Source organism: Streptomyces sp. NPDC052299 (assembly GCF_040679335.1).
GTDB lineage: Bacteria > Actinomycetota > Actinomycetes > Streptomycetales > Streptomycetaceae > Streptomyces.
Genome location: NZ_JBFAUP010000009.1, coordinates 294,170 through 317,038 on the forward strand (window position 1 = coordinate 294,170; position 22,869 = coordinate 317,038).

The 22,869-nt window shown below is 72.0% G+C and carries 23 protein-coding genes and 1 tRNA gene; 15 read left to right on the forward strand and 9 right to left on the reverse strand.

Going from position 1 to position 22,869, the window contains the following annotated elements; genetic code table 11:
- Positions 1-76 precede the first annotated feature (76 nt).
- The 9 genes from AB0L33_RS18110 (at position 77) to AB0L33_RS18150 (ending at position 8,745) form a co-directional block, all read left to right on the forward strand.
- Positions 77-1,072 (forward strand): ABC transporter permease, encoded by a 996-nt coding sequence (locus tag AB0L33_RS18110; protein ID WP_365682457.1) that lies wholly within the window; start codon positions 77-79, stop codon positions 1,070-1,072.
- Entirely contained in the window at positions 1,069-1,974 is a 906-nt protein-coding gene (locus AB0L33_RS18115) for an ABC transporter permease (RefSeq protein WP_365682460.1), read from the forward strand. The genes AB0L33_RS18110 and AB0L33_RS18115 overlap by 4 nt, the downstream gene beginning before the upstream one ends.
- A gap of 36 nt (positions 1,975-2,010) precedes the next feature.
- Complete coding sequence (locus tag AB0L33_RS18120; protein ID WP_365682462.1) at positions 2,011-2,952, forward strand: ABC transporter ATP-binding protein; 942 nt, start codon at positions 2,011-2,013, stop codon at positions 2,950-2,952.
- Entirely contained in the window at positions 2,937-3,848 is a 912-nt protein-coding gene (locus tag AB0L33_RS18125; RefSeq protein WP_365682464.1) for an ATP-binding cassette domain-containing protein, read from the forward strand. The genes AB0L33_RS18120 and AB0L33_RS18125 overlap by 16 nt, the downstream gene beginning before the upstream one ends.
- Positions 3,845-6,268 (forward strand): glycoside hydrolase family 2 TIM barrel-domain containing protein, encoded by a 2,424-nt coding sequence (locus AB0L33_RS18130; protein ID WP_365682466.1) that lies wholly within the window; start codon positions 3,845-3,847, stop codon positions 6,266-6,268. Before AB0L33_RS18125 ends, AB0L33_RS18130 begins: the two co-directional genes overlap by 4 nt.
- 257 nt (positions 6,269-6,525) lie before the next feature.
- A tRNA-Leu gene (locus AB0L33_RS18135) sits at positions 6,526-6,611 on the forward strand.
- Between the two features lie 138 nt (positions 6,612-6,749).
- Positions 6,750-7,355, forward strand: coding sequence for a DinB family protein (locus tag AB0L33_RS18140; RefSeq protein ID WP_365682468.1), 606 nt, complete (start codon positions 6,750-6,752; stop codon positions 7,353-7,355).
- Positions 7,356-7,468: 113 nt separating this feature from the next.
- Complete coding sequence (locus tag AB0L33_RS18145) at positions 7,469-8,341, forward strand: Bax inhibitor-1/YccA family protein (protein ID WP_365682470.1); 873 nt, start codon at positions 7,469-7,471, stop codon at positions 8,339-8,341.
- A gap of 86 nt (positions 8,342-8,427) precedes the next feature.
- On the forward strand, positions 8,428-8,745 hold the full coding sequence (locus AB0L33_RS18150) for a hypothetical protein (RefSeq protein WP_365682473.1): 318 nt from the start codon (positions 8,428-8,430) through the stop codon (positions 8,743-8,745).
- A gap of 62 nt (positions 8,746-8,807) precedes the next feature.
- On the opposite strand, the gene AB0L33_RS18155 is transcribed toward AB0L33_RS18150, so the two are convergent.
- The 3 genes from AB0L33_RS18155 to AB0L33_RS18165 form a co-directional block, all read right to left on the reverse strand.
- The gene (locus AB0L33_RS18155) at positions 8,808-9,617 is read right to left on the reverse strand and encodes a hypothetical protein (RefSeq protein ID WP_365682573.1); all 810 of its coding nucleotides are present in this window, start codon (positions 9,615-9,617) and stop codon (positions 8,808-8,810) included.
- A gap of 260 nt (positions 9,618-9,877) precedes the next feature.
- A complete protein-coding gene (locus AB0L33_RS18160; RefSeq protein ID WP_365682475.1) occupies positions 9,878-11,098 on the reverse strand; it encodes an acetyl-CoA C-acetyltransferase in 1,221 nt (406 codons plus the stop codon).
- A 152-nt stretch (positions 11,099-11,250) separates the two neighbouring features.
- Positions 11,251-12,345, reverse strand: coding sequence for an SGNH/GDSL hydrolase family protein (locus tag AB0L33_RS18165; protein WP_365682575.1), 1,095 nt, complete (start codon positions 12,343-12,345; stop codon positions 11,251-11,253).
- A 164-nt stretch (positions 12,346-12,509) separates the two neighbouring features.
- Between AB0L33_RS18165 and AB0L33_RS18170 the strand changes: the two genes are divergently transcribed.
- Entirely contained in the window at positions 12,510-13,916 is a 1,407-nt protein-coding gene (locus AB0L33_RS18170) for a cystathionine beta-synthase (RefSeq protein ID WP_365682477.1), read from the forward strand.
- A 267-nt stretch (positions 13,917-14,183) separates the two neighbouring features.
- On the opposite strand, the gene AB0L33_RS18175 is transcribed toward AB0L33_RS18170, so the two are convergent.
- Positions 14,184-15,029 (reverse strand): helix-turn-helix transcriptional regulator, encoded by an 846-nt coding sequence (locus tag AB0L33_RS18175; protein WP_365682479.1) that lies wholly within the window; start codon positions 15,027-15,029, stop codon positions 14,184-14,186.
- Between the two features lie 145 nt (positions 15,030-15,174).
- On the opposite strand from AB0L33_RS18175, the gene AB0L33_RS18180 reads away from it, so the two are divergent.
- The gene (locus AB0L33_RS18180) at positions 15,175-15,936 is read left to right on the forward strand and encodes an SDR family oxidoreductase (RefSeq protein WP_365682480.1); all 762 of its coding nucleotides are present in this window, start codon (positions 15,175-15,177) and stop codon (positions 15,934-15,936) included.
- 3 nt (positions 15,937-15,939) lie between these two features.
- Here AB0L33_RS18180 and AB0L33_RS18185 read toward each other — a convergent pair whose 3' ends face one another.
- The gene (locus AB0L33_RS18185; RefSeq protein ID WP_361021749.1) at positions 15,940-16,365 is read right to left on the reverse strand and encodes a hypothetical protein; all 426 of its coding nucleotides are present in this window, start codon (positions 16,363-16,365) and stop codon (positions 15,940-15,942) included.
- Between the two features lie 220 nt (positions 16,366-16,585).
- Between AB0L33_RS18185 and AB0L33_RS18190 the strand changes: the two genes are divergently transcribed.
- From AB0L33_RS18190 to AB0L33_RS18200, 3 genes are all read left to right on the forward strand, one after another.
- A complete protein-coding gene (locus AB0L33_RS18190) occupies positions 16,586-17,158 on the forward strand; it encodes a SigE family RNA polymerase sigma factor (protein ID WP_365682482.1) in 573 nt (190 codons plus the stop codon).
- Positions 17,151-17,837, forward strand: a complete 687-nt coding sequence (locus tag AB0L33_RS18195) for a hypothetical protein (protein ID WP_365682484.1) — start codon at positions 17,151-17,153, stop codon at positions 17,835-17,837. Before AB0L33_RS18190 ends, AB0L33_RS18195 begins: the two co-directional genes overlap by 8 nt.
- Before the next feature lie 95 nt (positions 17,838-17,932).
- Entirely contained in the window at positions 17,933-18,778 is an 846-nt protein-coding gene (locus tag AB0L33_RS18200; RefSeq protein ID WP_365682486.1) for a MurR/RpiR family transcriptional regulator, read from the forward strand.
- A gap of 41 nt (positions 18,779-18,819) precedes the next feature.
- Here the strand turns inward: AB0L33_RS18200 and AB0L33_RS18205 are convergent, their stop codons facing one another.
- The 4 genes from AB0L33_RS18205 to AB0L33_RS18220 form a co-directional block, all read right to left on the reverse strand.
- On the reverse strand, positions 18,820-19,194 hold the full coding sequence (locus AB0L33_RS18205; RefSeq protein WP_365682488.1) for a hypothetical protein: 375 nt from the start codon (positions 19,192-19,194) through the stop codon (positions 18,820-18,822).
- An 83-nt stretch (positions 19,195-19,277) separates the two neighbouring features.
- Complete coding sequence (locus AB0L33_RS18210; protein ID WP_361021756.1) at positions 19,278-19,733, reverse strand: roadblock/LC7 domain-containing protein; 456 nt, start codon at positions 19,731-19,733, stop codon at positions 19,278-19,280.
- Positions 19,734-19,771: 38 nt separating this feature from the next.
- A complete protein-coding gene (locus AB0L33_RS18215) occupies positions 19,772-20,563 on the reverse strand; it encodes a transcriptional regulator (RefSeq protein WP_365682490.1) in 792 nt (263 codons plus the stop codon).
- Positions 20,560-20,961: a hypothetical protein gene (locus tag AB0L33_RS18220; RefSeq protein WP_365682492.1), complete on the reverse strand. Its 402-nt coding sequence runs from the start codon at positions 20,959-20,961 to the stop codon at positions 20,560-20,562. The genes AB0L33_RS18215 and AB0L33_RS18220 overlap by 4 nt, the downstream gene beginning before the upstream one ends.
- A 233-nt stretch (positions 20,962-21,194) precedes the next feature.
- Here AB0L33_RS18220 and hutU point away from each other — a divergent pair, with 233 nt between their 5' ends.
- Positions 21,195-22,853, forward strand: coding sequence for a urocanate hydratase (gene hutU / locus AB0L33_RS18225; RefSeq protein ID WP_365682494.1), 1,659 nt, complete (start codon positions 21,195-21,197; stop codon positions 22,851-22,853).
- Positions 22,854-22,869: the final 16 nt, after the last annotated feature.

Below are 22,869 nucleotides of genomic sequence, written 5' to 3' on the forward strand. Positions count from 1 at the left end.
CTCATCCACGACCGCCCCGCCGTGCGCGCCGACCTGACCGCAGCCCGCACGGCGGGGCTCTCTCCGGGGAGCCCTCTTGCGCCGCTACTTCGCCCGCAAACTACTCATCTACGCGCTGACCTTCGTCGTCGCCGTCACCGTCAACTGGATGATCCCGCGCTTCATGCCCGGCGACCCGGTCGCCGCCATGGTGGCCCGGGCCCGGGTCTCCCAGCCCGAGGCCGTCGAGGCCATGCGCGCCTACTACAACAACCTCTTCGGCTTCGACGAGCCCGTCTGGCAGCAGTACCTGCACTTCTGGAGCGCCCTCCTCCAGGGCGACTTCGGCCTGTCCATCTGGGTGTTCCCGAAACCCGTCGCCGACGTCCTGCTCGACGCACTCCCGTACACCCTCGGGCTGATGATTCCCGCCGTGCTGCTCAGCTGGTTCGTGGGGAACTGGGCCGGGGCGCTCGCCGCCCGCCGCAAGGTGCTCGACAACACCGTGCTCCCGGCCGGCTACCTGCTCACCGCCATGCCCTACATGTGGATCGCCGTCGTCCTCGCCTGGGCGCTCGGCTCCAAGGCGGGCTGGTTCCCGCTCTCCGGCGGCTACAGCCTCGACATCCAGCCCACCTGGTCCTTCGCCTTCGCGGTGGACCTGTTCCAGCACTGGATGCTGCCGTTCCTGTCGCTCTTCCTGGTCGCGCTGGGCGGCTGGGCCATCGGCATGCGCAACATGATCATCTACGAGCTGGAGTCGGACTACTCGAACTACCTCTCGGCCCTCGGCGCGCCCCAGCGCCTCATCCGCCGCTACGCCTTCCGCAACGCCGTCCTGCCCCAGATCACCGGGCTCGCCCTCCAACTGGGCGTGCTGGTCGCCGGAGCGCTCGTCACGGAGATCGTCTTCGCGTACCCGGGACTCGGCTCGCTCATCCTCGCCGCGATCCAGAACCAGGACTTCTTCCTGCTCCAGGGCGCGTTCCTGTTCATCGTCATCGGCGTCCTGATCGCCAACTTCCTCATCGACATCGTGTACGTCCTGGTCGATCCCCGCACCCGCACCGGCATGGCAGGAGGCCAGTCATGAGCACCGTGCCCGAACCGGCCACCGAGCCCGCCGCGCCCTCCGCCCCCGCCGCCCGCCCCGGCCGCGAGACGCTGCACTACGCCGTCCGCAACCCGAAGCTGCTCATCGGGTTCACCGTCGTCGTGCTGCTCCTGCTCGTCGGGATCGTCGGCCCGCCGCTGCTCGACAACGCCGACCCCAACGAGTACGTCGGCCCGCAGGCCGCCCCGCCGGACTCCACGTACTGGATGGGCACCACCACCTTCGGGCAGGACGTCTACGCCCAGTTCGTGCACGGGCTGCGCTCCACGTTCCTGGTCGGCGTCGTCGGCGGGGCGATCGCCGCCGCGATCGCCATGCTCGTCGGCTTCCTGGCCGGCTACCGAGGGGGTGCCGTGGACGAGATCCTCAACATGCTCACCAACGTCGTGCTGGTGCTGCCCGCGCTCGCCGTCCTGCTCATCATCAACGCGTACCTCGGGGTCCGCTCCGTGCCCGTGCAGGGCCTGTTCATCGGGCTCACCTCCTGGCCGTGGGCGGCCAGGGCCATCCGGGCGCAGACCTTCTCGCTGCGCACCCGTGAGTTCGTGGACCTCGCCCGGCTCAGCGGCAGCGGCACCTGGCGGATCATCTTCCGCGAGATCGCGCCCAACATGAGCTCGTACCTCTTCATGATGTTCATCCTGCTGTTCGGCGGCTCGGTCCTGATCGCCTCCTCGCTCGACTTCATCGGGCTCGGCCCCACCGAGGGCGTCTCCCTAGGGCTGATGCTCCAGAGCGCCCAGCAGTGGAGCGCCCTCCAACTGGGCATGTGGTGGTGGTTCGTTCCGCCCGGCGCCGGGATCACCGCGATCGTCGGAGCGCTGTACGTCGCCAACGTCGGCCTCGACGAGGTCTTCAACCCCAAGCTGCGGGAGGCCTGACCATGACCGCGACCGATCGCAGGGAGGTCTGAGCGCATGACCCTGACCGTGACCGACCTCCGGGTCCACTACCGCACGCTGCGCGGTGAGGTGCGGGCCCTGGACGGCGTCTCCTTCGACCTCGCAGACGGGGAGATCCTGGGCCTCGCCGGTGAGTCCGGCTGCGGCAAGAGCACGCTCGGCAAGTCGCTGATCCGCCTCGACGGCCGGATGCGGCACGCGGGCGGCACCGTCACGCTGGACGGCGACGACGTGCCCGTGGCCGACGACCGGGCGATGAACGCCTTCCGCTTCCACCGGATCTCGCTCGTCCCGCAGTACTCCATGAGCGCCCTCAACCCGACCCGCCGCATCGGCCGCATGATCCGCGAGCTGCTCGCGTCGCGCGGCGCGAGCGTGGACACCGCCGAACTGCACCGCAGGCTCGACCTGGTGGGCCTCGACCACGACGTGCTGGACCGCTATCCGATCGAGCTGTCCGGCGGCATGAAGCAGCGCACCGTCATGGTGATCTCCACCCTGCTCGACCCGGCCGTCCTCATCGCCGACGAGGTCACCTCCGCGCTCGACGTCTCCACCCAGCGCGCCGTCGTCGGCGCACTGACCGGGCTGCGCGACAAGGGCCTGGTCACCAGCATGATCTTCGTGACCCACGACCTCGGGCTCACCTCGCACATCGCGGACTCCATCATGGTGATGTACGCGGGCAAGCTCGCCGAGAAGGCGCCCACGAAGACCCTGACGACCGCGCCCCGCCACCCGTACACCAAGCTCCTGCTCGGCGCGCTCCCCGAGGTCGGGGCCCGGCACGCCGACCGGCCCCTCACGGGCATCGCCGGAGCCCCGCCCTCGCTCCTGAATCCCCCGGCCGGCTGCCGCTTCCGCGACCGCTGCCCCGTCGCGGACGAGCGCTGCGCCGAGGAGCCCCCGGTCGTGGAGATCGCCCCCCGCCACTCCGTCGCATGCTGGAAGGCCTGATGCTGACCCTCGACCACGTCACCAAGACCTACCGGGCCGGGGCGTTCGGAGGCGGCTCCGTCACCGCCGTCGACCGGGTCTCCTTCACGGCCGAGCCCGGCGAGGTCGTCTCCCTCATCGGCGAGAGCGGCAGCGGCAAGTCCACGATCGGCCGCATGATCCTCGGCCTGACCGGCGTCAGCTCGGGCACCCTCACCCTGGACGGGCAGCGGGTGCGGCCCGGCAAGGACTTCTACCGGCGCGTCCAGGGCGTCTTCCAGGACCCCTTCTCCTGCTACAACCCCGTCTTCCGCGCCGACCGCGTCTTCGACCTGGTCCGCCGGGCGTACCACCCGGGCGTCCGTGACGCGGAGTGGGCCGACCGCGTCGAGAAGGCGGTACGCGATGTCCGCCTGGACCCCGCTCAGGTCCTCGGCCGCTACCCGCACCAGCTCAGCGGCGGCCAGCTGCAACGCCTGCTCATCGCCCGCGCCCTCCTGCTCGACCTGAGCTTCCTGGTCGCCGACGAGATCACCAGCATGCTCGACGCCTCCACCCGCATCGACGTCCTCAACCTCCTCGCCGGGCTCAAGGAGCGCGGCCTCGGCGTCCTCTACATCACGCACGACCTCGCCCTCGGCACGTACCTGGCGGAGAAGACGGTGGTGCTGCGCCGTGGCCGGGTGGTCGAACGCGGCGACACCCAGAAGGTGTTCGGCAACCCCCTCCACCCGTACACCCGCACCCTGCTCGCCGCGGTGCCCCGCCTCAACCAGCCGTGGGACCCGCCGGAGCCGGTGCGGACGTGCGCCTTCCACGAGGGGGGCGGCGGCGCCACCACCGACCTGTACGAGACCGAGCCGGACCACTTCGTCGCCTGTGCCCAGCTCCCCGACTGCGGAAGGACCCCCGCGTGACCCTTCGCCACCTGCCCCTGCACGACGGCTGGACGCTCCGCCCGGCCGGACCCGTGCCCTCCGGGCTCCCCGCGGGCGGCATTCCCGACGGCATCCCCGCCACCGTCCCCGGCTGCGTCCACACGGACCTGCTGGCCGCCGGGCTCATCGACGATCCGTATCTGGACGACAACGAGACCCGGCTCGGCTGGATCGGCCGCACCGACTGGGCGTACCGCACCGTCTTCGACTGGACGCCCGACGGCCACGACCACGCCGCCCTGTGCTTCGACGGCCTCGACACGGTCGCGACGATCCTGCTCAACGGCACGGAGATCGGCCGGACGGCGAACCAGCACCGCTCGTACCGCTTTCCCGTACGCGATCTTTTGAGCGAGGGCAAAAATACCCTCGACGTAATTTTCACCGCACCGTATACCTACGCCGAGGAACTGCGCGACCGCCTCGGCTACCGCCCCGGCGCGTACGCGGAGCCCTACGCCTTCATCCGCAAGATGGCCTGCAACTTCGGCTGGGACTGGGGCCCGACGCTGGTCACCTCGGGCATCTGGCGTCCGGTCGCCCTGGAGACGTGGAGCGGCCCGCGCATCGCGTCCGTGAAGCTGCTGCCCGACCTGGACCCGGAGGGCGTGCCGTTCCTGACCGCCGAGGTGGAGATCGAACACGACGGCATCGAACCCGTCTCGGGCGCGGTCGAGGTGACCGGCGCGGGGAGCGTCTTCATCCTCACGGAGGACGAGCACCGCGTCTCCGTCGGCCTCTCGGTGCCGCAGGCCGAGCCCTGGTGGCCGCACAGCCACGGCGAGCAGCCGCTGTACGAGGTGGAGGTCCGCGCCGGCGACCACGTGCGCCGCCTCCGCACGGGATTCCGGTCCGTCACGCTCGAACAGGAGGCGTTCCGGATCTCCGTGAACGACCGGCCGGTCTTCGTGCGCGGGGTCAACTGGATCCCCGAGGACTGCTTCCCGTCCCGCCTGACAAGGCAACAGCTCTCCGAACGCCTCGACCAGGCCGTCGCCGCCCACGTCAACCTGGTCCGGGTGTGGGGCGGCGGGCTCTACGAGAGCGACGACTTCTACGAACTGTGCGACGAGAAGGGGCTTCTGGTCTGGCAGGACTTCCCGTTCGCCTGCGCCGCCTACCCGGAGGAGCAGCCGCTGTGGGACGAGGTGGCGGCCGAGGCGCGCGAGAACGTCACCCGTCTGGCGCCGCACCCTTCCCTGGTCCTGTGGTGCGGGAACAACGAGAACCTGGAGGGCCACGCCGACTGGGGCTGGCAGAAGGAGCTCGGCGACCGCACGTGGGGCCACGGCTACTACCACCGGCTGCTGCCCGGGATCGTCGCCGAGACCGACCCGACGCGCCCGTACTGGCCGGGCTCGCCCTACTCCGGCAGCCCGGACATCCACCCGCAGGACCCGGAGCGGGGCACGATCCACATCTGGGACGTCTGGAACCGCGCCGACTACCGCGCGTACGCCGACCGGGTGCCGCGCTTCGTCGCGGAGTTCGGCTTCCAGGGGCCGCCCGCGTACGCCACGCTCCGCCGCGCGGTCAGCGGTCCGCTCGCCCCCGGCACCCCGCTCCTGGCCCACCACCAGAAGGCCGAGGACGGCGACGCGAAGCTGCTGCGCGGCCTGGGCGACCATCTGCCGCAGCCCGGCGCGGACTTCGACGACTGGCACTGGCTCACCCAGCTCAACCAGGCCCGCGCCGTCGCGTTCGGCATCCGCCACTTCCGCTCGCACGCGCCGTACTGCATGGGCACGATCGTCTGGCAGCTCAACGACTGCTGGCCGGTCGTCTCCTGGTCGGCGGTCGACGGCGACGGCCGCCGCAAGCCGCTCTGGCACGCGCTGCGCTCGGTGTACGAGGACCGCCTGATCGCCGTCCGCGACGGCTCCGTCCACCTGGTCAACGACACGGCGGCCCCGTGGGCGGGCACCCTTCGCCTGACCCGGCACGCCCTGGACGGCACGGTCCTGGCCGAGGAGGCCCTGCCGGTGACCACGGCGCCCCGCGCCACGACGAGCGTCCCCCTGCCCGCCGCGCTCGCGACCCCGGCCGATCCGGCCCGCGAACTCCTCGTCGCACGTCTGGACGAGACCAGGACCCTGCACTTCTACGAGGAGGACACGCGACTCGCCCTGCCGCAGGCGCGCTACGGGGTGACGGTCACGGAGGAGGAGGGCGCCGGGGCCCCCGCGTACCGCGTCGAGGTGCGGGCGGAGACCCTGCTCCGGGACCTCTGCCTCTTCCCGGACCGCCTCCACCCGGACGCCGAGGCCGACACCGTGCTCGTCACGCTCCTCCCGGGCGAGACCACCACGATCCGGGTCACGGGCGCCGTGCTGGAGGACCCGTCGGCGCTCGCGACCCGCCCGGTTCTGCGGTGCGTCAACGACCAGATCACGACCTAAAATCAGCCACGAGGTGGCGCGCCCCTGGCGATCGGTGGCGCGCCCCTGGCGAAGCGACTGTGTCGGTGCGGCGACTTTCCGTCAATTCGCCCGGCACCCCTGCACTGCCGCCATCTTGCCCGGGCATGTGGGTATGCCCCCGACGTGCACTGACGGGGACTCAAGAGATCGATAAATAAGACAACATCGAGCCACTGTTCGGCTGATCACGCCGAGCCCCCCGGATAGGGTCATGTGCCAACGCGGAGCCGCGCCAAGCCCGGATGGTGGAATGCAGACACGGCGAGCTTAAACCTCGCTGCCCCTCGGGGGCGTACCGGTTCAAGTCCGGTTCCGGGCACCATCGCGTACAAGGTCCAAAGCAATCACGGACCCGGAACCGGGCGCCCGGGACCGATGGAATCGGCACTGCCGGACAGCGGGAGTCCACGGGCTGAGAAACGCGGTGGGCCCGGGGTGGTTCGACCGGCAGGTTGGACGTATGACCGATGCGGATCAGTTCAAACACGACCTGCGGCTCTATCTTCAGGATGCCCGCGATGCCTTTCTCTGGAAGCTCGACGGGCTGTCCGAGTACGACATCCGGCGCCCTCTCACTCCCACCGGCACCAATCTGCTCGGGCTCGTCAAGCATGTGACCGGGGCCGAGGCGTTCTACCTCGGGACCGCCTTCGGCCGGCCCGTCGACGCGCCCGCCCTGTGGATCGCCGGGGACGCCGAGCCCAACGCCGACCTGTGGGCCACGCCCGACGAGTCCCGGGAGGAGATCACCGGGCGGTACCGCCGGGTGTGGGCGCACTCCGACGCGACCGTCGAGGCGTTCGGGCTGGACGCCGTGGGGGTCCTCCCCGGGGAGGACGGGGGTGCCGGGCCCGAGCTGTCGCTGCACCGCATCCTCGTCCACCTCGTCGCCGAGACCCAGCGCCATGCCGGGCACGCCGACCTCGTCCGGGAGCTGATCGACGGGGCGACCGGGCTGCGGCGGGGGAGCGAGGACATGGCGCCCGGTGACGAGGCATGGTGGCGCCGCCACCGGGCACGGGTGGAGAGCGCGGCCCGGGAGGCGGGCGCACGTACCGCAGGGTGACCGCGCACGGCCGGTCCGTTCGGGGAAAGATCCTCCTTCGGCACTAGGCCGATTGCTTTGCCTACCCATTACTCTTGTGGGAAGGCCACGCTGGGTGGCCATGGAGGAGTGAGATGAGGAGCAGCAACCCGGTCTTCTCGCGACGGGGCTTCAGCCGCGACAACGGTTACGCGGGCTTCAACGCGGCGCCGCAGGCCGGGGCCCCCGCAGCGGGTGCCAACCCGTACGCGCAGGGCACCGCCCCGAACCCGTACGCGACCAACCCCTACGCCCCCACGGGCGCCCCCGCGCCCGCCCGTACCGGCGCGATGACGATCGACGACGTCGTCACCCGCACGGCGATGACGCTGGGCACGGTGGTGCTCGGTGCCGCGCTCGCCTGGGCCCTGCTGCCGGTGGACGAGGCGAACCTCAACAAGTCGTACGGCATCGCCGTCGGCGCGGCGCTCATCGCGTTCGTGCTGTCCATGGTCCAGTCCTTCAAGCGCAAGCCCGTACCCGCGCTGATCATCGCCTATGCCGCCTTCGAGGGTGTCTTCCTCGGCGTCATCTCCAGCGCGGTCAGCACGTACATCGGGCCCGGCGTCGTGATGCAGGCGGTGATGGGCACCATGTGTGTCTTCGCCGGCGTGCTGCTCGCGTACAAGATGCGCTGGATTCGCGTCACCCGCCGCTTCTACGGCTTCGTGATGGCCGCCGCCATGGGCTTCGTGCTCCTGATGGCCGTCAACCTGCTGTTCGCCGTCTTCGGCGGCGGTGACGGCCTCGGCTTCCGCAGCGGTGGCCTCGGCATCCTCTTCGGTGTCATCGGCATCATCCTCGGCGCCTGCTTCCTGGCCCTGGACTTCAAGCAGGTCGAGGACGGCATCGCGTACGGCGCTCCGCGCGAGGAGTCCTGGCTGGCCGCCTTCGGCCTCACCATGACCCTGGTGTGGATCTACCTGGAGATGCTGCGCCTGCTCTCCATCCTCAGCGGCGACGACTGATCGCCCCCGGCGCACCCAAAAGCGGCCCGCGGTCTCCTCCAGGAGGCCGCGGGCCGCTTTTGTGTGTACGGCGATAAGGTCGCGGGGTGCTCGATACGACCCCCCTGATCATCGCCGTCGACCGATTCGCCGACCGGCTGCGCGCCGCCCCGCAGAGCAGGCTCCAGCGGGGGGCGGCGGCCCGGGGCCTCGCCGTCGCGCGTGAGCTGTCGGCGCGGGCCCAGCGCGCCGAGGAGCCCGGCCGGGAGCCCAGGGTCATGCCGGACGCCGGGGTCTTCGCGGTCGGCGACCAGCTCGCCGTGGCCGGCCGGGACCTGGCCGTGGCACTGGAAACGGCCCCGTCCGAGGAACTGGACGAGGCCGTGCGACATGTCGAGGAAGCGGCCGCGCGGGCCTTCGAGTAGGGCGCGCGGCGCACCGGGAGGCAGCAGCCTCCCGTAAGCCGGGGACCGACGTCGGGGCGTGCTCAGAAGCTCGCTATGACGCGGTCGGCGAGTATGTACACGTTCTCCTTGCCGCAGGAGAAGGTCAGCGCGTAGGCGCCCGAGACGCCGGAGCCGCCCAGCAGTACCGGGTGCTCGCCCGCGCGCAGCGATGCGGCCAGGCGCTCGGCCGTCTCGCGGTGGCCGGGGGTCATACAGAGCGTCGTACCGTCGGCGAACACGTACACGTCGAGCGTGCCGAGCGGGCCCGGGCGCACGTCGGACAGCTCCGTGCGGCTGTCGGCCAGCTCCTCCAGGCGGTTCACGGTGCGCTCGTGGTCGGTGACCACGGGCGTCTGCACGGGGACGAAGTCCGGGTGCGAGGGGTGGCGGCGGCGGGCGGCGGCCAGCTCGGGGGAGTCCTCGGCGAACTCGGTCTCCGGCAGCTCGGCCAGCTCGGTCAGCTCGTCCAGGGCCTCGGCCGCGTCGAGGTCCATCGACTCCAGACCGGCGAAGTCGCTCTGGCGCGGCATGAAGAACGGGGCGTCCTCGCCGAGTCCGGCCAGACCGCCGAGCAGGGACGGGGCGTCCGCCGCGTCACGCGCCTCCTGCGACGCCCAGAACGCGCGGGCCTCGGCCAGCTCCCGCTCGCGCTCCTCGGCCAGCGCCTCGGCGACGGCCGCGCGTATTTCTTCGGTGGAAGTGGTGTCGTTGCGGGTCTGAGGGGGTACAGCGGCAGTACGGGCGTGACCGTCGGCCAGCTCCTTCCGGAGCGCCGAGACCTGCCTGCGCAGCCCGTGAGCGGCGTGCAGAGCAGCGGCGCCCACAGCCGTGGCAGCGGCGGTGGTCAGCAACAGGGCAATAGGCATGGCGCTCACTGACATACTCCCGGTTTCAATCGATCCCCCGACTTCCTACATCAGCTTGTGCCCTGACGGCACCATGTGTCAGTGCATTACGTCACGAAATGGACAGGACTTTGGGCCCGGTGTAAACGACTGGTGTAGGTGTGACCTGCGCAAACGACTCTCCCCCAGGAGATAGATCACATCCTGGGGGAGATTCGGTCACGGTCGGGGCTCGGTGGCCCGCAGGGCCCCGAAACCCGCCCTGATCAGCTCAGACGCTCGATGACCATGGCCATGCCCTGGCCGCCGCCGACGCACATGGTCTCCAGTCCGAACTGCTTGTCGTGGAACTGGAGGCTGTTGATCAGCGTGCCGGTGATCCGCGCGCCGGTCATGCCGAAGGGGTGGCCGACGGCGATGGCGCCACCGTTGACGTTGACCTTCTCCAGCGGCAGGCCGAGGTCGCGGTAGGAGGGGATGACCTGGGCGGCGAACGCCTCGTTGATCTCGGCGAGGTCGATGTCGCCGACCGTCAGCCCGGCGCGCTTCAGCGCCTGCTTGCTGGCCTCGACGGGGCCGTAGCCCATGATCTCGGGGGAGAGGCCGGAGACGCCGGTGGAGACGATCCGGGCGAGCGGGGTCAGGCCCAGCTCGCGCGCCTTCGTGTCGGACATGATCACGAGCGCGGCGGCGCCGTCGTTGAGCGGGCAGCAGTTGCCCGCCGTGACCAGGCCGTCCGGGCGGAAGACCGGCTTCAGGCCCTGGACGCCCTCCATCGTGACGCCCGCGCGCGGGCCGTCGTCCTTGGCGACGACGGTGCCGTCCGGCGTGGTCACCGGGGTGATCTCGCGCTCCCAGAAGCCGTTCTTCAGGGCCTCCTCGGCGAGGTTCTGCGACCGTACGCCGAACTCGTCCATGTCCTGACGCGTCACGCCCTTCAGCCGGGCCAGGTTCTCCGCGGTCTGGCCCATCGAGATGTAGGCGTCCGGGATCAGGCCGTCCTCGCGCGGGTCGTGCCAGCCCGCACCGGACTCCTCGGCGCGGGCGGCGGTCCGGGCCTCGGCCTCCGCGAAGAGCGGGTTGTGCGTGTCCGGCAGGCTGTCCGAGTTGCCCTTGGCGAAGCGGGACACCATCTCGACACCGGCCGAGATGAAGACGTCGCCCTCGCCGGCCTTGATGGCGTGCAGGGCCATGCGGCTGGTCTGCAGCGAGGACGAGCAGTAGCGGGTGACCGTACAGCCGGGGAGGTGGTCCATTCCCATCTGCACGGCGATGATGCGGCCCAGGTTGTTGCCCTGCTCGCCGCCGGGCAGACCGCAGCCGAGCATCAGGTCGTCGATGTCCTTCGGATCCAGCTCCGGGACCTTGGCCAGTGCGGTCTGGATGATCGTCGCGGTCAGGTCGTCCGCGCGCAGGTCCTTGAGCGAGCCCTTGAAGGCCCGGCCGATGGGCGAACGGGCGGCAGAGACGATCACGGCTTCGGGCATCACGCGGCTCCATGAGGGCTGAGGGCGGACAGGCTGCCTGAGGAATCCGGCAGACCCGGCGGTACGGCACGACTGCTCTGGAAATTACCCGGACGTAGCGCCCGGGTCACCCGGCCCGGCATGTGATGCGGACCTCTTTTCTAAGCGAGCGCTCAGTCAACGGTGCCCCTTCCGGGGCGCCCGCTCGGCCGGCGGACCCACGCGTGCCGCGGCGAACCGTCCGCGTCCGGGTCCGGCCGGTGTTCGAGGCGGGTCGAGCCCCCGGGCTCCGGATGCGGATGCGGGTGCGGCTCCGTGGCGGCGGGCAGACGCCGCCGCCTGCGGTGCTTGAGCAGCGCCCACGGCGCCCGGGCCCCCGTGACCTCCGTACCGGCCTCCTTGGCCGCCTGGGAGGCCGCCTTGGCCACCGGCAGCATGTCCTCGCGCCGGGCCCCGTCCAGCCGGTCCGACTCCGGCCACAGCCCGAGCACCGCGCACAGCGTCGGCAGCACCGCCATGGACGCCGTCGCGTACCCCTCGGCCGACGGGTGGTAGTTGTCCGGGCCGAACAGCTCCCGCGGGTTCTCCTCGAACTCCGGGCCCAGCAGGTCGCCCAGCGACACCGTGCGCCCGCCCTGCTCCACCGTGCCGATCGTCTGCGCCGCCGCCAGCTGCCGGCTCACCCGCCGGGCCAGCCAGCGCAACGGCTGGTACACCGGCTCGATCGTCCCCAGGTCCGGACAGGTCCCGACGACGACCTCCGCCCCGGCCGTCCGCAGCCTGCGCACCGCCGTCGTCAGACAGCGCACCGACTGGGTGGCGGGCATCCGGTGCGTCACATCGTTCGCCCCGATCATGATCACGCACACGTCGGGCGTCCGCGCCGGGTCCGCGAGCATCAGCGAGACCTGCCGCTCCAGATCGTCCGACCGGGCACCCGGCAGCGCGACGTTGCGCAGGTCCACCGGCCGCTCGGACACCGCCGCGAGCCCCGAGGCCAGCAGCGCCCCCGGGGTCTGACCGGCCCGCCGCACCCCCTGCCCGGCCGCCGTGGAGTCCCCGAGCAGCCCGAGGCGCAAGGGCTCCGCCGGGCCCGTGAACGCCACTCCGTACCGTCCGTCCGCGCTCGGCGGGACCGGGGCGATGCCGCCGCCGACCTGCCGCTTCGCCAGCTGGACCTCCGCCAGCAGGACACCCACCGCCGCGGCGCCCAGCAGCCCGATGCTGCCCCCGCCGTAGGCCGCGCCCGCCGCGATCCGCCGTGCCACTCTCGCCGTCGACACAGTCCGGTCCACCTCCTCGTCCCACGTACCGCAGTAGAGCCGTACACAGAGCTACCTGCCCGCTACCGCCCGTTGTTCAATCGCGCCGCCCAATCCCGTGCCCGTGCGCATACGCTTGCCGCACCATCTCGGAGACCCCGGAGTACACGGTGCAATTCCACGATTCGATGATCAGTCTCGTAGGCAATACCCCGCTGGTGAGGCTGCGCAGTGTCACGGCCGGCATCCAGGCGACGGTCCTGGCCAAGGTCGAGTACTTCAATCCCGGCGGGTCGGTCAAGGACCGCATCGCCCTGCGCATGATCGAGGCCGCCGAACAGAGCGGCGAGCTGAAGCCCGGCGGCACGATCGTCGAGCCGACGAGCGGCAACACGGGTGTTGGCCTGGCGATCGTCGCGCAGCAGAAGGGGTACAAGTGCGTCTTCGTCTGCCCGGACAAGGTGTCCACGGACAAGATCAACGTACTGCGCGCCTACGGTGCCGAGGTCGTCGTCTGCCCCACGGCGGTCGACCCGGAGCACCCCGACTCGTACTACAACGTCTCCGACCGGCTGGTCCGTGAGACGCCGGGCGCCTGGAAGCCCGACCAGTACTCCAACCCGAACAACCCGCGCTCGCACTACGAGACCACCGGTCCGGAGCTGTGGGAGCAGACGGAGGGGAAGATCACCCACTTCGTCGCGGGCGTCGGGACCGGCGGCACGATCAGCGGCACCGGCCGCTATCTGAAGGAGGCCAGCGGCGGCCGGGTCCAGGTCGTCGGCGCCGACCCGGAGGGCTCGGTCTACTCCGGCGGTTCCGGCCGGCCCTACCTCGTGGAGGGCGTCGGCGAGGACTTCTGGCCCTCCGCCTACGACCGGACGGTGACCGACGAGATCGTCGCCGTGTCCGACAAGGACTCCTTCCAGATGACCCGTCGGCTCGCCAAGGAGGAGGGGCTGCTCGTCGGCGGCTCCTGCGGCATGGCGGTCGTCGGCGCGCTGGAGGTCGCGAAGCGGCTCGGGCCCGAGGACGTGGTCGTCGTCCTGCTCCCGGACAGCGGGCGCGGCTACCTCAGCAAGATCTTCAACGACGAGTGGATGGCGGACTACGGCTTCCTGGAGGACACCGGCCCCTCGGCGCGGGTCGCGGACGTCCTGAATCACAAGGAGGGGCCGATCCCCACCCTCGTCCACATGCACCCGGAGGAGACGGTCGGCGAGGCGATCGACGTGCTGCGCGAGTACGGCGTCTCGCAGATGCCGATCGTGAAGCCCGGCGCCGGCCACCCGGACGTGATGGCCGCCGAGGTCATCGGCTCGGTCGTGGAGCGCGAGCTGCTGAACGCCCTGTTCGCCCAGCGCGCCTCGCTCAGCGACCCGCTGGAGAAGCACATGTCGGCGCCGCTGCCGCAGGTCGGCTCCGGCGAGCCGGTCGAGGACCTGATGGCGGTGCTCGGCGGCACCGGCGCGGCGGACGCGGCGATCGTGCTGGTGGAGGGCAAGCCCAAGGGCGTCGTCAGCCGCCAGGACCTGCTGGCGTACCTGGCGAAGGACGCCCCGGCCGCCGCGAAGTAGCCGGGCTGCCGCGCGCTTCGCGAAAACGGTACGCGCGCGTCACGTGGGCGCAGCACCGGCTTAACACGGCTCGGGCACATTGGTGGATGTCGGCAGGGAGACCCGCCGGCACCGGAACGGCGACAACGGACTACGGAGCGGCTCCCGGACCTCCACCGTCGCCCGGACGCGTCACCCGGCCCTGACCCGGACCGCGTCCCTCGCGGGGACCGCCGTCGTCCCGCCCCCTGGGAAACCGGGGGTGCGGCGGTCCCCGCGACTACCGTTCTACGCGCGCAGCTCCGGCGCGCTCCCGTCGGCCGCCCAGCTCGCCAGCAGGGCGATGCGCTCGGCGGTCTCCGAACCGGGCTCCGGGGTGTAGACGACCAGCGACAGATCCGGCTCGCCGGGCACCGCCAGCGTCTCGTACGGCAGCGTCAGCGCGCCCACCACCGGATGGTGCATCCGCTTCACGCCGTACGTCTTCGCCTTCACCTGGTGGTCCGCCCACAGCCGCCGGAAGTCCTCGCTCTTCAGCGACAGCTCACCCACCAGCGCCGCGAGCTCCTTGTCGTCCGGGTGCAGCCCGGCGTCCAGCCTCAGATACGCGACCGTCTCCGCCGCCACCGCGGGCCAGTCCGGGTACAGCTCCCGCGCCCCCGGGGCCAGGAACGCCTGGCGCGGCATGTTCCGCTCGGCGGCGGGCATCCGGGAGAAGCCGGAGAGCGCGTCCCCCAGCGCGTTCCACGCCAGGACGTCCATCCGGCGGCCCAGCACGAAGGCGGGTGCCCGGTCGAACGTGTCGAGCAGCAGCCGCAGCCCCGGGCGCACCCGGCGGGCCGAAGGACGCGCCGTCCCGCGGCTCCTGGGGCGCGCCACCGTCCGCAGATACGCGTGCTCCGTCTCATCGAGCCGGAGCACCCGGGCTATCGCGTCGAGCACCGCGTCCGAGACGCTGGGCCCGCGCCCCTGCTCCAGGCGGATGTAGTAGTCGACGCTCACCCCGGCGAGCTGCGCCACCTCCTCGCGCCGCAGGCCGGGGACCCGCCTGCGGCCGTACGAGTTGAGCCCCACGTCCTGCGGGCTGATGCGGGCACGCCGTGAGCGCAGGAAGTCTCCGAGTTCGCCGTCCATGGCCCGATCGTAGGAGAACGGTTTCCGCCGAGCCTGGTACTGGCAGACCCAGGAACAACGCATCCCTGGGTGGGAGGCACGGCCCGGCGCAGTGTGGTCCCCGAGCCGGAACGCCGGCCGCGCACACCACACCAGGGAGCACCCCATGCCGTACGAGACCCTTGCCGACCGCACCGCCGTGATCACCGGAGCCGCCAGCGGCATGGGCGAGGCGACCGCCCGCCTGCTCGCCGCGCAGGGCGTGCGAGTGGCGCTGCTGGCCCGCCGCACGGAGCGGCTGGAAGAGCTGGCCGCCAAGATCACCGCGGACGGCGGGCAGGCGCTCGCCGTCACCGCCGACGTCACCGACCAGGCGTCCGTAGACGCGGCGGCGGACCGGGTGCACGCCGTGTTCGGCCCGGTGGACCTGGTCGTCAACGCGGCCGGGGTGATGCTGCCGAACCCCGTGGACGCGGGGCGCGTGGACGAGTGGCAGCGGATGCTCGACACCAATGTGGCCGGGGCGCTGCGCGTCATCCGCGCCTTCACCGCGGACCTGGTGGCGGCCGCCGCCGAGGGCCGCACCGCCGACCTGGTCAACATCTCCTCGATCGGCGCGCACCTCACGTTCCCCGGCTACGCGGTCTACGGAGCCACGAAGGCCGCGCTCACCCACCTGTCGGCCTCGCTGCGCAGCGAACTCGGCCCGCGCGACGTGCGCGTCACCAACATCGAGCCGGGCCTCACCGACTCGGAGCTGGCCGGACACGTCGACAACGCGGAGCTCAGCGGCCAGCTGGACGGCATGTTCGACGCGCTGGGCGGACTCTCGTCCGACGAGATCGCCGACCTCATCGCGTACACCACGAGCCGCGCCCGGCACATCAACCTGCGTCAGCTGGTCGTGCTGCCGACCCGTCAGGCGTGAGGCTCAGTCCTCCCAGTCGGAGGCCGTCCGCCGCTCCTCGCGGCCCCGGAACAGCCGCCTGCCGTGCCCGGCCTGGAACGCGTTGACGCCGACGATGCCGAGCCAGGCCACGACGAGCCCGCCGAAGCCCGCGTTCGCGACGCCGATCGCGGACAGCGGCACGGCCAGGACGAGGGAGACGATGCCGAAGCCGTAGCGCTCGCCGAAGTGCCCGGGCGGGCGCTCCGGGGTGCGCGCGCCCCGTGCGACGGCGGTCCGCTCCTCGGCGAGATGCCGCCGGACCCTGCGGTCGAGCGTGGCGTCGAGCCGCTGCTCCACCTTCTCCAGGAACGACTCCACGAGCGCCGAGTCGTAGTCGGCCCCCAGCTCGCTGCGGGCCTGCAAAGTCGCCTTGAGCTCCCTGTCGAGCTCGGTGTCGGGTGCGTCCATGGTTCTCACGGTACGGAGCCGGGGCGACCGGGGCAGTGGGGCTAACCCCCCGGTTTCCGGGCTGTCCCGGGGCCCGTCCGGGCCGCTCCGGAGCCGCTCCCGGATTCGTGGAAGTCGTCGGTAACATCCGCCGCCGCCCGGGCGTGTAACTGGACAGAGGCACAACACGGACAGCGGCAGAGGCAGTACTCGGGCAGGGCGAGAAGACAGGCGGGGGGCCATGACGGCAGGCAGTGAGGAAGTGGAGGCGTTCGACGCGTTCTACGCGGCGACCGCCAAACGCCTGGTCGCCACGGTGTACGCGATGACGGGCGACCTGGGGGAGGCGGAGGACGCGGTGCAGGAGGCGTATGTGCGGGCCTGGCAGCGGTGGGACAAGGTGTCCGGTTCCGGCGACCCGCTCCCGTGGGTGCGGACCGTGGCGGTGCGGCTGTCGATCAGCACCTGGCGGCGGACGCGCGGCAGATTGCGGGCGCACTTCCGGCACGGGGTGCCGGCCGACGTGCCGGGCCTCTCCGAGGACCGGGTGGCGCTGATGGGCGCGCTGGAGGAGCTGAACAGGGACCAGCGGCAGGCGGTGGTGCTGCACCACATGCTCGGCCTGCCCGTGGAGGAGGTGGCCCGGGAGACCGGGGCGTCGAACGGCGCGGTACGGACCCGACTGCACCGGGCCCGCCGGATTCTCGGCGAACGGCTCGCCGACACACCGGCGGTGACGGGGCGCCAGGTGACACGGAATGCGGTGGCGGAGCGGAACGCGGCGGAGCGGAAGGGGCGGGTGCGGCATGGCTGAGGTCGAGGACCTGATCGAGGACGTCGCCATACGGCTGCCCGAGGCCGGGGTCATCCGGGCCCGGGGGCAGCGGCGGCGCACCCGCGCCCGGGCGGTCAGGGGAGGCGCGGCGGGGGCGCTCGTCCTGGCGGCGGCCGGAGCGTGGGGTCTGCTCCTCCCGGCGGACGGCCCCGAGGCCCGGCAGACGGTCGCCACCACGACGGCCAACCCCTTCCGGGTGGACGGGGAGGTGGTGATGCGCCCGGCCGACGAGCTCCCGGAGTACGCGATCTGGCACTGGAAGGAGAGCGACGGCCTCCCGGAGGGCGCCGGACCGCGCAGCGACGCCCTGCCTCAGGTGGGGCTCGACGGCGCCTGCCCCGCCTCCTTCGTCCCGGCGGACGAGCCGGGCCAGCAGCGGTACTCCGTGCTCTACACGGGCAGCGACCACGCCCTGGCCCAGCACCGGGTCATCGAGTACGAGGCCACCGCGACCGCCAGGTCCCAGGTGACGGAGTTGCGCGGGGAGATGACGCGGTGCGGGCTGCGCTCCGCGTCGCCGACCGCGCGGGAGAAGGAGGAGGGCAGCTCGGTGTGGTCCGGCACGGTGGCCGACGGCCGGACGCTCCGGGTCTCCGTCCGGCGGTGGGAGTCATGGGTGTCGGTCGAGGAGGTGCTGCACGGGACACCCGCCGGCTGACCCGCCCGGCTGCATATGGACATGCAGACACCTTGCTGGCTGAATGGATTCGTCGGCGCCGGGCCGCGGCGCGGCGGATCTACCGAGGGGACAGGATGAGCGGGAGCAGCCCGGCCGCGCGGTTGCAGGAGCTGTTCGAGGGGCGCCGGCTCACGCCCACACAGCGGCGCATCGCGCACTCGATGGTGCGCAGGGCCAAGGACGCCCCGTTCCTCTCCAGCGTCGAGCTGGCCGAGCTGGCCGGGGTGAGTCAGCCCTCCGTCACCCGGTTCGCCGTCGCGCTCGGCTTCGACGGCTACCCCGCGCTGCGCAAGCACCTGCGCGAGGTCGCCCCGGCCGGGGCGGAAGCGGACGAGGGCGATGAGACGTACAACGAGTACCAGCAGGCGGTGCTCGGGGAGATCGAGAACCTGCGCCATCTGGCCGAACTCCTCGCCGACCCGGGCCCCGTCGAGCGGGCGGGCCGGCTGCTCGCCGCGTCCCGCCCGCTGCCGGTGCTCGGGCTGCGCGCGGCGTCCTCGCAGGCGCGCGGGTTCGGGTATTTCGCAGCGAAGGTGCACCCGGACATCCGGGTGCTCGACGAGGGCGGCAGCATGCTGCACGACCGCATCGACGCCGCCCGGCGGGCCGGGGCGACCGCGCTGATCTGCTTCGCGCTGCCCCGCCACCCGCGCGAGGTCGTGGACGCCCTGGCGTACGCGCGCGGCCGGGGACTCACCGTGGTGTCGGTCGCCGACTCCGCGTTCGCGCCGGTGGCCCGCCACAGCGACCTGCTCATCCCGGCCGCCGTCGGCACCGGCCTCGCCTTCGACACCGCCTGCGCCCCGATGCTGCTGGGCCGGGTCCTCCTGGAGGCCATGTGCGACGACCTCCCCGACGCCCAGGCCCGCCTGGAGGAGTTCGACGCGGGGGCGGCGGCGCGGGGGCTGTTCGTGGAGTAGGGCAGGGGGCGGGGGCGGGCCTCCCGGCCCCGCCCCGCGCCTCACACCTCCAGATCGGCCTCGATCTTCTTCAGCTGGTGGCGGGCCATCGCCAGGTTCGCCCGGCTGCTGTCCAGGACCAGGTAGAGGAACAGGCCGTTGTTGCCGCGGGTCTTGAGGAGGCGGATCAGGTGGTACTGGGTGCCCAGGGTGATCAGGATGTCCTCGATCTCGTCCTTGATGCCCAGGTGCTCCATGGTGCGGAGCTTGGCGCGTACGACGTCGGTGTTGCCGGCCGCCGCGACCTCCAGGTTGAAGTCCTTGCCGCCGCCGAGGGTGCCCAGCGCCATGCCGCTCGTGTAGTCGACGAGGGCGACACCGGTGGTGCCCTCGATGGACGACATCGCTTCCTTCAGTGACGCTTCGGTGTTCGCCATGAGTGGTGCTCCCTTTCTCTGACCGGCCACTGCGGCCGGTTCCGTTGCGTGGTGCGGGTGGTGCCGGTGGTGCCGGTGGGGGCTCAGGTCGGGCGTTGCGGGAGGGCACCCGGCTGTTGCGGGGCGCGGGGCGCGGGGGCCGGCTGCGGGGCCCGGGCCAGGGCGCGGTCGATCAGTTCGCCGATGCGGGAGCCGGCCCGGCGGCCCTCCAGATGGAGCCGGCCGACGTTGATCCGGTCCTCGGCGAGCAGGGTCAGGACGGCCTGGGACCCTGCGGCGTACGTCGCGATGTAGCCCGTCTCGCCGCGCACGAGCAGTTCGCGGAAGCCGTTCCGCCCGGTCGCCTCGGTCATCCGGATCGCGACGCCGAGCGCGGCGGCGGTGAGCGCGGCGACCCCCTCGGCCTCCACGCCCGGGGTGTCGTGCGCCAGGACGAGCCCGTCGGTGCTGGCCGCCAGCGCGCCGGAGAGGAGCGGGACCCGCGCTCGTAACCGCTGGAGCTCGGCGAGGACGTCCTGCGCTTCGGCTTCGGGCACCATCAGCTGTCTCCTTCCGGCACGCTGTCTGAGCGCGCGTATCACAGGGCCTCCAATGCGTCTCGGAGCCGGCGCAGCAGCGCGACGTCGGGGTCCGCCGTGACCTCGGGAAACGCGATCCGGCCCGGGTCCGGGGCGCCCGGGGCCGCCGGCGGTACCGGCTCGACCAGACCGGCCGCCGCGAGCCGCCGCAGGTCGACCAGGACGTGGAACGCGGACCTGCCGAGCTCCTGCGCGATGCCGGTGGCCGTGCGCACCCCGTCCACGCGCTCCAGCACGCGGCGCCGGCCGACCGGCACGGGTGCCTCGGACGGCAGTCCCGTCCGCGCCAGCGGGGTCGTGTCCACCGCCGCGTCCGGCCAGATCCGGTCCAGCAGTTCGCGGCGCCGGAGGGTCTCGCGCTGCACGGCGTCCACCGGCACCGGCCGCACCGGGCCGATCCAGTGCGCGACCCCGTACCGGAAGCGCGCGGGGGTCCGGGTCGGCGCGAGGGCGAAGAACGCCGCGTCGTACAGGGCGCCCAGGTGGCACAGCTCCAGCGCGCCGCCCGGCACCCGGCCGCTGTCCACGAGGTGCCGGCCGACCCGCTGCCCGGCCCCCGCCTCGGCGACCGCGTCCCACCAGCCCTCGCGGCGCAGCGCACCGCCCCGGGTCAGCAGGACGTCGATCCCGGGCGTCGCGGGGGACTCGGCGTGGACGACCTTGCCGTCGGCGAGGTAGAGCGTGCCCCGGTCGCGCATCAGGGCGCCGGTGGCCCGTTCGGCGGCGAGCCGCTGGAGCATCGGGGAGAGCACGGGGGTGGCGGTCTCGTCCGCGAGGGCGGCGGCGGTCATGCGAGGACCAGTCGTTCGGCGATCTCGCCGAGGCGTATCCGGGCCAGCGCGAGATTGCCCTCGGCGCGGTCCAGCCACAGGTGGAGGAAGACGCTGCTGTCGAAGTCCGTCTCCACGAACCGGAGGATGTGGTACCCGGCGCGGGTGGTGACAATGACGTCCTCGACCGGGGGAGCGCTGCCGTCCCCGCCCGGCTCGGGCGAGCCGAGCGCGAAGGCGGGCTGTTCGGCGGCCATCCGCGCGACCTCCGCCGTCTCCGCCGCGGTGGCCTCGTGGTCGCCGTTGGGCGAGTCGCCGACGGTGCCGAGGGCCAGACCGCTCGTCCAGTCGACAACGGCGGCGCCCCTGGCGCCGGGCAGTCTCATGACGTCGAGCAGGCACTCGTCGATTCCGGGCACGCGGATTCCCCTCCGACACGGCGTTCGGCTGTGACCCAGAGGTTACGCATCGTGCTCTCTCCTGGTGGAGGTTCTGGCATTTTCCATCGGTACATGCGGGCGGTTGGTGGAGAATGCCCCGCCGCGCGCGGCTTCTGACGTGCCGGTGAGCCTCGCGGCCCCGCCTGTTGACTGGGCGTATTCATCAGCTCAAGATGTGAATAGAAAAATCACAGTCGCGAGGAGGCACCGCCATGTCAGGACCCCGCCCCGTACGGGCGCCGCGCGGTACGGAACTGACCGCCCTGGGATGGCAGCAGGAAGCCGCCCTGCGGATGCTCCAGAACAACCTCGACCCCGAGGTCGCCGAGCACCCCGACAAGCTCGTCGTCTACGGCGGCACCGGCAAGGCGGCCCGCGACTGGCGCTCCTTCGACGCGATGGTCCGTACGCTGCGCACGCTCAAGCAGGACGAGACCATGCTCGTCCAGTCCGGGCGGCCGGTCGGCGTCATGCAGACGCACGAGTGGGCGCCGCGCGTCCTGATCGCCAACTCCAACCTGGTCGGCGACTGGGCGAACTGGGAGGAGTTCCGCCGCCTGGAGGCGCTCGGGCTCACCATGTACGGCCAGATGACCGCCGGTTCCTGGATCTACATCGGCACTCAGGGCATCCTCCAGGGCACGTACGAGACCTTCGCCGCCGTCGCCGCGAAGAAGTTCGGCGGGACCCTCGCGGGGACGATCACCCTGACCGCCGGGCTCGGTGGCATGGGCGGAGCCCAGCCGCTCGCCGTGACCATGAACGACGGCGTCGCGATCTGTGTCGACTGCGACCCGCGCGCCATCCAGCGCCGCATCGAGCACCGCTACCTGGACGTGAGGGCGGACTCCGTGGAGCACGCGCTCCAGCTCGCCGTCGAGGCCCGGGACGCCCGCCGCCCGCTCTCCATCGGCCTCCTGGGCAACGCGGCGGAGCTGCTGCCCCGGATGCTCGCCGAGGGCGCCCCCATCGACATCGTCACCGACCAGACCAGCGCCCACGACCCGCTGGCCTACCTCCCGGCCGGTGTCGACTTCGAGGACATGGCGTCGTACGCCGCCGAGAAGCCAGCCGACTTCACCAGCCGCGCCCGCGAGTCGATGGCCCGGCACGTCGAGGCCATGGTCGGCTTCATGGACGCCGGCGCGGAGGTCTTCGACTACGGCAACTCGATCCGGGGCGAGGCGCAGCTCGCCGGATACGAGCGGGCCTTCGACTTCCCCGGCTTCGTACCGGCGTACATCCGGCCGCTGTTCTGCGAGGGGAAGGGGCCGTTCCGCTGGGCCGCCCTGTCCGGCGAGGCGTCCGACATCCACAAGACGGACAAGGCGCTGCTCGAACTCTTCCCGGAGAACGAGTCCCTGCACCGCTGGATCAGGATGGCGGGGGAGCGCGTCCACTTCCAGGGCCTGCCCGCCCGCATCTGCTGGCTCGGCTACGGCGAACGCGACCGCGCCGGTGAGCGCTTCAACGACATGGTGGCGAGCGGCGAACTCGCGGCGCCGCTGGCGATCGGGCGCGACCACCTGGACTGCGGGTCCGTCGCCTCCCCGTACCGCGAGACCGAGGCCATGCTCGACGGCTCCGACGCGATCGCCGACTGGCCGCTGCTGAACGCCATGGTCAACGTGGCGTCGGGCGCCTCCTGGGTCTCCCTCCACCACGGCGGCGGGGTCGGCATGGGCCGGTCCATCCACGCCGGACAGGTGACCGTCGCGGACGGCACGCCACTGGCCGGCGAGAAGATCCGGCGGGTGCTGACGAACGACCCGGGCATGGGCGTGATCCGGCACGTCGACGCCGGGTACGACATCGCGGAGTCCGTGGCGGCGGACAAGGGCGTGCGGGTGCCGATGGGGGAGGGCGCGTGACGCTCGCGCAGCCCGG

What these genes read in the sequence shown, in the direction of transcription:
- AB0L33_RS18190 (WP_365682482.1), top strand. Translation starts at nt 16,586, where the DNA reads ATGACGGCAGGCAGTGAGGAAGTGGAGGCGTTCGACGCGTTCTACGCG.
- AB0L33_RS18125 (WP_365682464.1), top strand. Translation starts at nt 2,937, where the DNA reads ATGCTGGAAGGCCTGATGCTGACCCTCGACCACGTCACCAAGACCTAC.
- AB0L33_RS18195 (WP_365682484.1), top strand. Translation starts at nt 17,151, where the DNA reads ATGGCTGAGGTCGAGGACCTGATCGAGGACGTCGCCATACGGCTGCCC.
- AB0L33_RS18115 (WP_365682460.1), top strand. Translation starts at nt 1,069, where the DNA reads ATGAGCACCGTGCCCGAACCGGCCACCGAGCCCGCCGCGCCCTCCGCC.
- AB0L33_RS18185 (WP_361021749.1), bottom strand. Translation starts at nt 16,365, where the DNA reads ATGGACGCACCCGACACCGAGCTCGACAGGGAGCTCAAGGCGACTTTG.
- AB0L33_RS18200 (WP_365682486.1), top strand. Translation starts at nt 17,933, where the DNA reads ATGAGCGGGAGCAGCCCGGCCGCGCGGTTGCAGGAGCTGTTCGAGGGG.
- AB0L33_RS18120 (WP_365682462.1), top strand. Translation starts at nt 2,011, where the DNA reads ATGACCCTGACCGTGACCGACCTCCGGGTCCACTACCGCACGCTGCGC.
- AB0L33_RS18180 (WP_365682480.1), top strand. Translation starts at nt 15,175, where the DNA reads ATGCCGTACGAGACCCTTGCCGACCGCACCGCCGTGATCACCGGAGCC.
- AB0L33_RS18140 (WP_365682468.1), top strand. Translation starts at nt 6,750, where the DNA reads ATGACCGATGCGGATCAGTTCAAACACGACCTGCGGCTCTATCTTCAG.
- AB0L33_RS18215 (WP_365682490.1), bottom strand. Translation starts at nt 20,563, where the DNA reads ATGACCGCCGCCGCCCTCGCGGACGAGACCGCCACCCCCGTGCTCTCC.
- AB0L33_RS18205 (WP_365682488.1), bottom strand. Translation starts at nt 19,194, where the DNA reads ATGGCGAACACCGAAGCGTCACTGAAGGAAGCGATGTCGTCCATCGAG.
- AB0L33_RS18210 (WP_361021756.1), bottom strand. Translation starts at nt 19,733, where the DNA reads ATGGTGCCCGAAGCCGAAGCGCAGGACGTCCTCGCCGAGCTCCAGCGG.
- AB0L33_RS18160 (WP_365682475.1), bottom strand. Translation starts at nt 11,098, where the DNA reads ATGCCCGAAGCCGTGATCGTCTCTGCCGCCCGTTCGCCCATCGGCCGG.
- AB0L33_RS18175 (WP_365682479.1), bottom strand. Translation starts at nt 15,029, where the DNA reads ATGGACGGCGAACTCGGAGACTTCCTGCGCTCACGGCGTGCCCGCATC.
- AB0L33_RS18145 (WP_365682470.1), top strand. Translation starts at nt 7,469, where the DNA reads ATGAGGAGCAGCAACCCGGTCTTCTCGCGACGGGGCTTCAGCCGCGAC.
- hutU (WP_365682494.1), top strand. Translation starts at nt 21,195, where the DNA reads ATGTCAGGACCCCGCCCCGTACGGGCGCCGCGCGGTACGGAACTGACC.